The following is an 8,280-nucleotide window of genomic DNA, read 5'->3' as shown; positions in this document are numbered from 1 at the left end:
TTTTTGCCCCCCCCGCCCCCTCCGGGGGGGGGGGCCCGCCTGCGTTGGTGTGGGGGGGCCCGCGTTGGTCTCCCCCTTTTTTACCCCCCCCCCCCCGGGGGGGGGGGGGCCCCCCCCCCCCCCCCGACCCCGGGGAGTTGGTGCCGGTGCTACTTGGTCGAGACCGTGAAGCCCTGGTCCTTGCCGTACTTGGCGAGGGCCTTCTGCCAGGCCTCGAGGCCGGCGTCGAGCGAGGTGCCGTTCTCGTACGCCTGACCGACGGTGTCGGCGTAGACGCTGTTCGCGTACACCTGGTACGGCAGGTAGGTGAAGTCGTTGTCCGAGGACTTCGACGCGTCGACGAGCACCTTGTTGATCTGCTGCCCACCGAAGTAGGACGGCTTCTCGTCGAGGAAGGCCGACGAGTCGAGGTCAGCGGTCGTCGAGGGGAACCCACCGGACTTCATGAAGACGCCGGTCGACTCCTTGGACGAGTTCAGCCACTTCAGGAAGCCCGCGGCGAGGGCCGGGTTCTTCGACTGCTTCATGACGACCTCGGCGCTGCCACCGTTGTTCGCGGTCTGGGCGGTGCCGCCGTCGTAGGTCGGCATCGGGGCGACGCGCCAGTCACCCGAGGCCTGGGCGACGCCGGACTCCAGGTTGCCGGGCATCCAGGCGCCGGTGATCATCGTGGCGATCTCACCGTTGCCGAGCTGCTTGTACCAGTCGTCGGTCCAGCCGACGGTCTTCGACAGCAGGCCCTGCTCGACGAGCTCGTTCCAGGTGCTCGTCCACTTCTTCGAGCCCTCGTCCTGCAGGTTGATGGTCACCTTGTCACCGTCGGTGGTGAACGGGGTACCGCCGGCCTGGGCGATCATGCTCGTGGTGAAGCCGGCGTCGCCGGAGTCGGCCGCGATGTAGGCGTTCGGGTCGGCCTCGTGCAGCTTCTTCGCGGCGGCGACGTACTCGTCCCAGGTCTTCGGCACGGCGATGTCGTGCTTGTCGAAGACCGTCTTGTTGTAGAACAGCGCCATGGGGCCGGAGTCCTGCGGCAGGCCGTAGACCTTGTCGTCGATCGACACCGAGCTCCAGGTGCTCTTCGCGAACTTGTCCTCGAGCGAGTCGAAGCCGTAGCCGGACAGGTCGAGCAGCGAGTCGGACAGGGCGAACTGCGGCAGCGCGAAGTACTCGACCTGGGCGACGTCGGGGGCGCCCGAGCCGGCCTTCACGGTGTTCTGGAGCTTGGTGTACTGGTCGGCGCCGGTGCCGGCGTTGACGAGCTTGACCTTCACCTTGGGGTACTGCTTCTCGAACGCGGCGACCTGGGCCTTGGCGGAGGGGGTCCACGACCAGTAGGTCAGGGTGCCACCGTCCTTCAGTGCCTTGGTGATGTCGTCGGACGAGCCACCGGACGACGAGCCGCCGGTCGCGCAGGCGGCGAGGGCGATCGTGGCGGTGACGCCGATGGCGAGGGCGCTGAGCCCGCGCCGGAGACGCTTGTTCATGGGGGTGCCTTTCACTTCTTCGTGGAGAGGGGGGTAGGGCTGCTGCGTTCCGGACCGGATGGCGCGTGGCGAGGTCGCCACGGGCCTCCCGTCCGACGGATCAGGCCTTGACGGACCCGGCCGCGAGGCCGGACTGCCAGAAGCGCTGGAGGAAGAGGAACGCGACCACGATCGGGATGATCGTGAGGAGCGATCCCGTGACGACGAGGTTGTAGATCGGCTGCGCACCGGACCCGGTGGCCTGGGCGTTCCACTGGTTCAGGCCGACCGTCAGGGGGTACCACTTCGGGTCGCTCAGCATGATGAGCGGCAGGAAGTAGTTGTTCCAGGTGGCGACGACCGCAAAGAGCAAGACGGTCACGACACCGGGAGCGAGCAGGCGGAGCGCGATGGTGAAGAAGATCCGGAACTCGCCGGCACCGTCCATGCGGGCGGCCTCGAGGAGCTCGGCGGGGATCGCGTCGACCGCGTAGGTCCAGATCAGGTACATGCCGAACGGGCTGATGAGCGACGGCAGGATGATCGACCACGGGGTGTTGGTCAGGCCGACCTGCGAGAAGAGCAGGAAGGTCGGGACCGCCAGGGCCGTGCCGGGGACCGCGATGGCACCGAGCACGATGGCGAACACCGCGCGGCGTCCGGGGAACTGGAACTTCGCCATACCGTAGCCCGCGACGGTCGCGAGCAGGGTGGCGCCACCGGCACCGACGACCACGTAGAGCAACGTGTTGCCGAACCACTGCAGGAAGATGCCGTCGTTGTAGGTGACGGTGTCGACGATGTTCTGCCAGAGGTTGAAGTCCCCGCCGAACCAGAGCCCGAAGGTGGAGAGCAGCGACGCCTGCGTCTTCGTGCTGTTCACGAGCAGGTAGAACAGCGGCGCGAACGAGTAGACGACGAAGACGACCATGACCGCGGTCAGCAGGCCGGAACGCTTCGGCTTGCGTCCGTCGACGTGCTGCTCGGCCTTCCGCTCGGCCTTCCTGGAGGCCCGGGTCGAGCGGGTGCCCGGGTCGCGCTGCGTCGTGGTCGCCTCGGTGACCGTGGCCGGTCCGGCGGCGCCGGTCGCGGGGTGCTGGATGGTGCTCATCGGTTCTCCTGGCGGGTTCCGCGGACCTGGACGACGTAGGCGATCACCGCGGTGATCACGCCCATCACGATCGCGACGGTGGCGGAGTAGTTGAACTGCTGGCCGCTGAAGGACAGCGAGTAGGCGTACATGTTCGGGGTGAAGGCGCTGCCGATGACGTTGGGGGCCAGGGTCTTCAGCAGGTTCGGCTCGTTGAAGAGCTGGAAACTGCCGATGATCGAGAAGATCGTGGCGATGACCATCGGGCCGCGCAGTGCCGGGAGCTTGATCGAGAAGACCGTGCGCAGGGGGCCGGCGCCGTCGAGCTCGGCGGCCTCGTACAGCTCACCGGGGACCGTGCGGAGTGCGGCGTAGAAGATCAGCATGTTGTAGCCGAGGAACTCCCACGTGACCACGTTGCCGATGGAGGTCAGCACCCAGCTCGGGCTGAACGGCTGCAGCAGGTCGATGCCGAGCGCGTCGTTCGCGGCGCCCGTCAGGCCGAACTGGTTGCCGTAGATGAAGCCCCAGATCAGGGCCGCGACGACACCGGGGACGGCGTAGGGCAGGAACACCGCGATGCGGAAGAACGACGTGCCCCAGAGCCGTGCGCTGTCGAGTGCGAGGGCGGCGACGAGTGCGAGCCCGAGCATGATCGGCACCTGGACGACCAGGAAGATCGCGACCCGACCGAAGCCGGACCAGAACTTGGCGTCCTGGAAGAGCTGGACGTAGTTGGCGAACCAGACGAACTGGTTGCCGCCGATGAGCTGGTCGCGGAACAGGCTGAGCCAGAGGGCGTAGCCGATCGGGACGATGAGCATGGCGATCAGGACGACCACGAAGGGGCCGACGAACAGCCAGCCGGTGTAGCGCCCCCGCGCCTTGGTCCGGCGACCTGCCGGGCGGGGGGCTGCCGGCTGCGCTGCGGCTGCCTCGCCGGGCCGCGCTGCGAGCGTGCTCATGTGACTCCTTCGTCTGCTGCGTTCGGGTGTCCGGTGTCTCGGCCGCGACCCGGGCCCGGTGACGGGCGCTCTGGCGGTCGCAGATGTTGACGTCAACATCGAACGTCAGGACGATAGCATGGCAACGTCAACATGCGCTAGCGTCCGGGAACGCAGACTGCGTGATCCCGCAACGGAAGGAGCTCGAGCCGATGACGACCGAGTCCCCCGCCGGCACCCGCCGCTCCCCCTCGATGGCCGCCGTCGCCGACGCCGCCGGGGTCTCGATGCAGACCGTCTCGCGCGTCGCCCGCGGGTTCGACAACGTCAGCCCGGACACCCGCGACCGCGTGCAGCGCGCCATGGACACCCTGGGCTACCGGCCCAACCGTGCCGCACGGGCTCTCCGATCGGGGCGCTTCCGCACCATCGGCGTGATCATGTTCACGCTCGCGTCCTTCGGCAACATGCGCACGCTCGAGGCGATCGCCGACGCCGCCGGGGCAGCGGACTTCACGATCACGCTGCTGCCGATGGCCTCGCGCACCGAAGAAGGCGTGCGCTCCGCGTTCTCCCGCCTGCACGAACAGGCCGTCGACGGCGTCGTGATCATCATCGAGTCGCACATCATCGACACGGCCGAGGTCGTGCTGCCCGACGGTGTGCCCATGGTCATCATCGACTCCACCGGCAGCACCGACCACCCGGCGATCGACACCGACCAGACCGACGGCGCGCGCCAGGCCACCCAGCACCTGCTCGACCTCGGCCACGAGACCGTCTGGCACGTCGCCGGACCGACCTCGTCGTACTCCGCCGCACGCCGGTTGGCCGCATGGCAGGACACCCTCGAGCGCGCCGGTCGGCTCGTCCCGCCGGTGTTCCACGGCGGCTGGAGCACCGACTCCGGCTACCGCGCCGGCCTGACCATCGCCGCACGCCCGGACATCACCGCCGTCTTCGCCGCCAACGACCAGACCGCGCTCGGAGTGCTCCGCGCCGCGCACGAGCTCGGGCGGTCCGTGCCGTCGTCGCTCAGCGTGGTGGGCTTCGACGACTCCCCCGAGTCCGACTCCTTCTGGCCGCCGCTCACCACCGTGCACCAGTCCTTCGACGAGGTCGGGCGCCGAGCCGTCGCGAACCTGCTCGCCCAGATCGACGGCGAGTCCGTGTCCTCCGCCCCCGATCTGGTGCCCGTGCGCCTGGTGGAGCGGGCGAGCACCGCGCCGCCGCCCGCCGCGCGCTGACGCGCTGCGCTGCGCGCCGCGCTGCGCTGCGCTGCGCTGCGCGCTGCGCACGTTTCGTGCCCAGCGACACCTCACGCGCGCCGCACCCCGTGAACTGTCGCCCAGCCCGTGATCTCGCGCACGCGCCGGACGGGAGGCCCGGCGCCAGCCCGCCACGGTCCTCCCGTCCGCCAGCCGCGCACGTTTCGTGCCCAGCGACACCTCACGCGCGCCGCGCCCCGTGAACTGTCGCCCGGCCCGTGAAGTCGCGGCCGGCGCCCCGCGCCCCGCACGAACGAGCAGAGGACGTCGGGCGCGAGCGCCCGACGTCCTCTGTGCTCACTCGACGCCCGCCGCAGCGAACGCCGAGGCGTCTCAGCCGATCGACACGGCGGTCCAGGACACGGGCGGCAGCTCGATCGTGATGGTGTCGCCGTCGCGGCTGACCGTCTCGTTCGTGCGGAGCCCGACGCGCTCGGTGGACGAGAGGTCGTTCACGGCGTGGATGTCGTCGTCCCAGACGCCCTCGGCACGGACGTCGCCCGAGGCCGCCAGGCCCGCGAGGTCGATCGTGACGGTGGTCGACTCGGACGGGTGGCGGTTGATCAGGAAGACCGCCGCCTTGCCGTCCTCGGTCACGGTGGCGGCCGAGTCCACGACCGGCACCTCGCCGTACTTGCCGCCGTCGACGGTGTCACCCGAGGCCTTGACCTGCAGCGACGTGCCGTTCGCCAGGCGCGACGTCACCGAGAACGGGAAGAACGTCGTCTGGCGCCAGGCCGGGCCGCCGGGCTCGGTCATGATCGGGCCGATGACGTTGACGAGCTGCGCGAGCGAGGCCGAGGCGACGCGGTCCGCGTGGCGGAGCAGCGAGATGAGCAGCCCACCCACGACGACGGCGTCGGCGACGGTGTAGACGTCCTCGAGCAGACGCGGGGCGACGGGCCACTCGTCGAGCGTGAACTCGGCGGCCTGCTCGTGCCACTTCGTGATCGACCAGACGTTCCACTCGTCGAACGAGATGTCGATGCGCTTGTCGGACTTCTTCTGCGCCTGCACGTGGTCGGCAGCGGTGGTGACCGTCTTGATGAAGTGGTCCATGTTGACGCCGGCGGCGAGGAACGACGGCAGGTCGTTGTCCTCTTCGTAGTAGGCGTGCGCGGAGATGTAGTCCACGTCGTCGTAGGTGTGCTCGAGGACGGTGCGCTCCCACTCGCCGAACGTCGGCATCGACGCTCCGGACGAACCGCAGGCGACCAGCTCGAGGTCGGGCTGGATCTGGCGCATGGCCTTCGCGGTCATGGCGGCGAGCTTGCCGTAGTCCTCGGCGTTCTTGTGGCCGAGCTGCCACGGGCCGTCCATCTCGTTGCCGAGGCACCACATCTTGATGGCGAAGGGCTCCTGTCGGCCGTTGGACTTGCGGTACTCGGACAGTGCGGTGCCGGCGTTGATGTTCGCGTACTCGAGCAGCTCGATCGCCTCGGCGGTGCCGCGCGTGCCGAGGTTCACGGCGAGCATGAGCTCCGAACCGACCTGGTCGAGCCAGTGCTGGAACTCGTGCAGGCCGACCTCGTTGGTCTCGGTCGAGTGCCAGGCCAGGTCGAGGCGCTTCGGGCGCTGCTCGACGGGGCCGACGCCGTCCTCCCACTTGTAGCCGGAGACGAAGTTGCCGCCGGGGTAGCGGATGGCGGAGACGCCGAGTTCCTTGACGAGCTCGACGACGTCCTTCCGGAAGCCGTGCTCGTCGGCGGTCTCGTGCGCGGGCTCGTGGATGCCGTCGTAGACGTGGCGGCCGAGGTGCTCGACGAACCCGCCGAACAGGCGACGTCGCACCGGCCCCACGGTGAACGCGGCGTCGAGGACGAGGTGTGTGCGGGGCATGGATCTCCTTCGATCGTGCGAGAGCGGGTACTGCGGGTCGTGCGGTGCGCGTGCTCGGTCCGGCGCCAGGGGTAGCGAAGCGGACCGTCACGAAAGTGAGCGCTCACCTGACAGAAACGCTACCGGGTTCCACGGCGACGCGAAAGGGGTGGCGGATGATCTTCGCGAGCGCTAATGTGAGCGCTCACGGAGCACCGACCCACGGCTCTCGTGCACGGAGCAGCAGTGTTCCGCGAACGGAGCAGCGATGCTCCGGCGGGAGCACCGACCCTGTTCCCGAGCCCGGCCCATCCCGATGGAGTGATGCCATGCCGAACCGCCCAGCAACACCCGCGTCGCGCCTCTCGCGCCGCGGCTTCCTCGCCGCAGGAGCGGCCGCCGCGACGGTGCTCCCGCTCGCCGCGTGCTCGAGCCCGATCGCAGCCGGCCTGGCCGGCAGTGCGCTCAACCCCGAGACGCTCGTCTTCTGGAACCTCTTCGGCGGCGGTGACGGCCTCCGCATGCAGGCGATGGAGGACGGCTACGCGAAGCAGCACGGCGGATCGAGCTCGCTGCAGGCCACCACGTTCGCGTGGGGCAACCCGTACTACTCGAAGCTGACACTGGCCACCGTCGGGAACAAGCCGCCGGACGTCGCGGTCGCCCACCTGACCCGCGCGAAGCCGCTGTGGGACGGCGACCTGCTCGACCCGATCACGTCCGAGGACCTGGCGAGCGTCGGCCTCAGCGCCGCCGACTTCAACCAGAAGGCGTGGACGGCGCAGAAGACCGACGGCAACAACATCGCCATCCCGCTCGACACCCACCCCTTCGTGCTCTTCTACAACGTTGACGTGTGCAAGAAGGCGGGCCTGCTCGACAGTGACGGCAACCTCAAGGACCTGTCCGGCATGGACACGTTCGAGAGCGCCCTCGCCGCCGTCGCGAAGGTCACCGGCGGCACCGCGCTCAACGTCGCCAACGTCGTGCCGGAGACCGCCACGCCGTGGCGCTTCTTCTGGACGATGTACAACCAGATCAACGACGCGACCCCGTTCATCAGCGACGGCGGCGCGAAGCTCACCGTCAACGAGGACGCCTACAACGAGGTCACCAGCCGCACCCAGAAGTGGGTCAAGCAGGGCTGGATGAACAAGGCGCTCGACTACGCCACGGCGCAGTCCCTGATGTTCGACGGCAAGGCCGGCTTCTTCATGCAGGGCGAGTGGGAGATCAGCACGGCGCAGTCCATCAAGGGACTGAAGTTCGGCATGGCCCCGATCCCGCAGCTCTACGACAAGCCCGCGACGCAGGCGGACTCGCACACCTTCGTGCTGCCGAAGAAGGACCGCACGCCCGAGCAGCGCAAGCAGCACATGCTCTTCATCAAGCAGATGCTCGAGCAGAGCCTGACCTGGGCCGAGGGCGGACACGTCCCCGCCTACATCCCGACCTTCGACAGCAGCGCCTACAAGGAGCTCAAGCCCCAGTCGAACTACGCGGCCGCAGCCGAGACCGCCGTGTTCGACGACCCCGCCTGGTACGGCGGCTCCGGTTCGACCTTCGAGGGCACCGTCGGCGCCCAGCTGGCACTCGTGCAGCAGGGCAGCTCGTCGCCCGCACAGGCGCTCAGTGCCATCAAGTCGCAGCTCGCGACCTACCTGAACACCCCGAGCCCGCTGTGACCGGGCACACGA

6 protein-coding genes are annotated in these 8,280 nt (G+C 69.0%); 2 read left to right on the top strand and 4 right to left on the bottom strand.

What is annotated here, in order from left to right; genetic code table 11:
• Nucleotides 1–149: 149 nt before the first annotated feature.
• From EDF48_RS13575 to EDF48_RS13565, 3 genes are all read right to left on the bottom strand, one after another.
• Nucleotides 150–1,484, bottom strand: a complete 1,335-nt coding sequence (locus EDF48_RS13575; RefSeq protein WP_173169216.1) for a sugar ABC transporter substrate-binding protein — start codon at nucleotides 1,482–1,484, stop codon at nucleotides 150–152.
• A gap of 100 nt (nucleotides 1,485–1,584) precedes the next feature.
• The gene (locus EDF48_RS13570) at nucleotides 1,585–2,574 is read right to left on the bottom strand and encodes a carbohydrate ABC transporter permease (RefSeq protein WP_207913267.1); all 990 of its coding nucleotides are present in this window, start codon (nucleotides 2,572–2,574) and stop codon (nucleotides 1,585–1,587) included.
• Nucleotides 2,571–3,518 (bottom strand): sugar ABC transporter permease, encoded by a 948-nt coding sequence (locus EDF48_RS13565; protein WP_111086247.1) that lies wholly within the window; start codon nucleotides 3,516–3,518, stop codon nucleotides 2,571–2,573. The genes EDF48_RS13570 and EDF48_RS13565 overlap by 4 nt, the downstream gene beginning before the upstream one ends.
• 191 nt (nucleotides 3,519–3,709) lie before the next feature.
• Here EDF48_RS13565 and EDF48_RS13560 point away from each other — a divergent pair, with 191 nt between their 5' ends.
• Nucleotides 3,710–4,744 (top strand): LacI family DNA-binding transcriptional regulator, encoded by a 1,035-nt coding sequence (locus EDF48_RS13560; RefSeq protein ID WP_131880617.1) that lies wholly within the window; start codon nucleotides 3,710–3,712, stop codon nucleotides 4,742–4,744.
• Nucleotides 4,745–5,098: 354 nt separating this feature from the next.
• Here the strand turns inward: EDF48_RS13560 and EDF48_RS13555 are convergent, their stop codons facing one another.
• Nucleotides 5,099–6,604 (bottom strand): alpha-N-arabinofuranosidase, encoded by a 1,506-nt coding sequence (locus EDF48_RS13555; protein WP_131880615.1) that lies wholly within the window; start codon nucleotides 6,602–6,604, stop codon nucleotides 5,099–5,101.
• Nucleotides 6,605–6,912: 308 nt separating this feature from the next.
• Between EDF48_RS13555 and EDF48_RS13550 the strand changes: the two genes are divergently transcribed.
• The gene (locus tag EDF48_RS13550) at nucleotides 6,913–8,268 is read left to right on the top strand and encodes an extracellular solute-binding protein (protein WP_111086245.1); all 1,356 of its coding nucleotides are present in this window, start codon (nucleotides 6,913–6,915) and stop codon (nucleotides 8,266–8,268) included.
• Nucleotides 8,269–8,280 lie beyond the last annotated feature (12 nt).

The organism is Curtobacterium sp. PhB191, from assembly GCF_004346515.1.
In the GTDB taxonomy this organism is placed as follows: domain Bacteria; phylum Actinomycetota; class Actinomycetes; order Actinomycetales; family Microbacteriaceae; genus Curtobacterium.
This window is presented reverse-complemented; position numbering and strand designations above follow the sequence as displayed.

Coding starts and splice junctions, on each gene's coding strand:
- EDF48_RS13555 (WP_131880615.1), bottom strand. CDS start 6,604: ATGCCCCGCACACACCTCGTCCTCGACGCCGCGTTCACCGTGGGGCCG.
- EDF48_RS13565 (WP_111086247.1), bottom strand. CDS start 3,518: ATGAGCACGCTCGCAGCGCGGCCCGGCGAGGCAGCCGCAGCGCAGCCG.
- EDF48_RS13570 (WP_207913267.1), bottom strand. CDS start 2,574: ATGAGCACCATCCAGCACCCCGCGACCGGCGCCGCCGGACCGGCCACG.
- EDF48_RS13550 (WP_111086245.1), top strand. CDS start 6,913: ATGCCGAACCGCCCAGCAACACCCGCGTCGCGCCTCTCGCGCCGCGGC.
- EDF48_RS13560 (WP_131880617.1), top strand. CDS start 3,710: ATGACGACCGAGTCCCCCGCCGGCACCCGCCGCTCCCCCTCGATGGCC.
- EDF48_RS13575 (WP_173169216.1), bottom strand. CDS start 1,484: ATGAACAAGCGTCTCCGGCGCGGGCTCAGCGCCCTCGCCATCGGCGTC.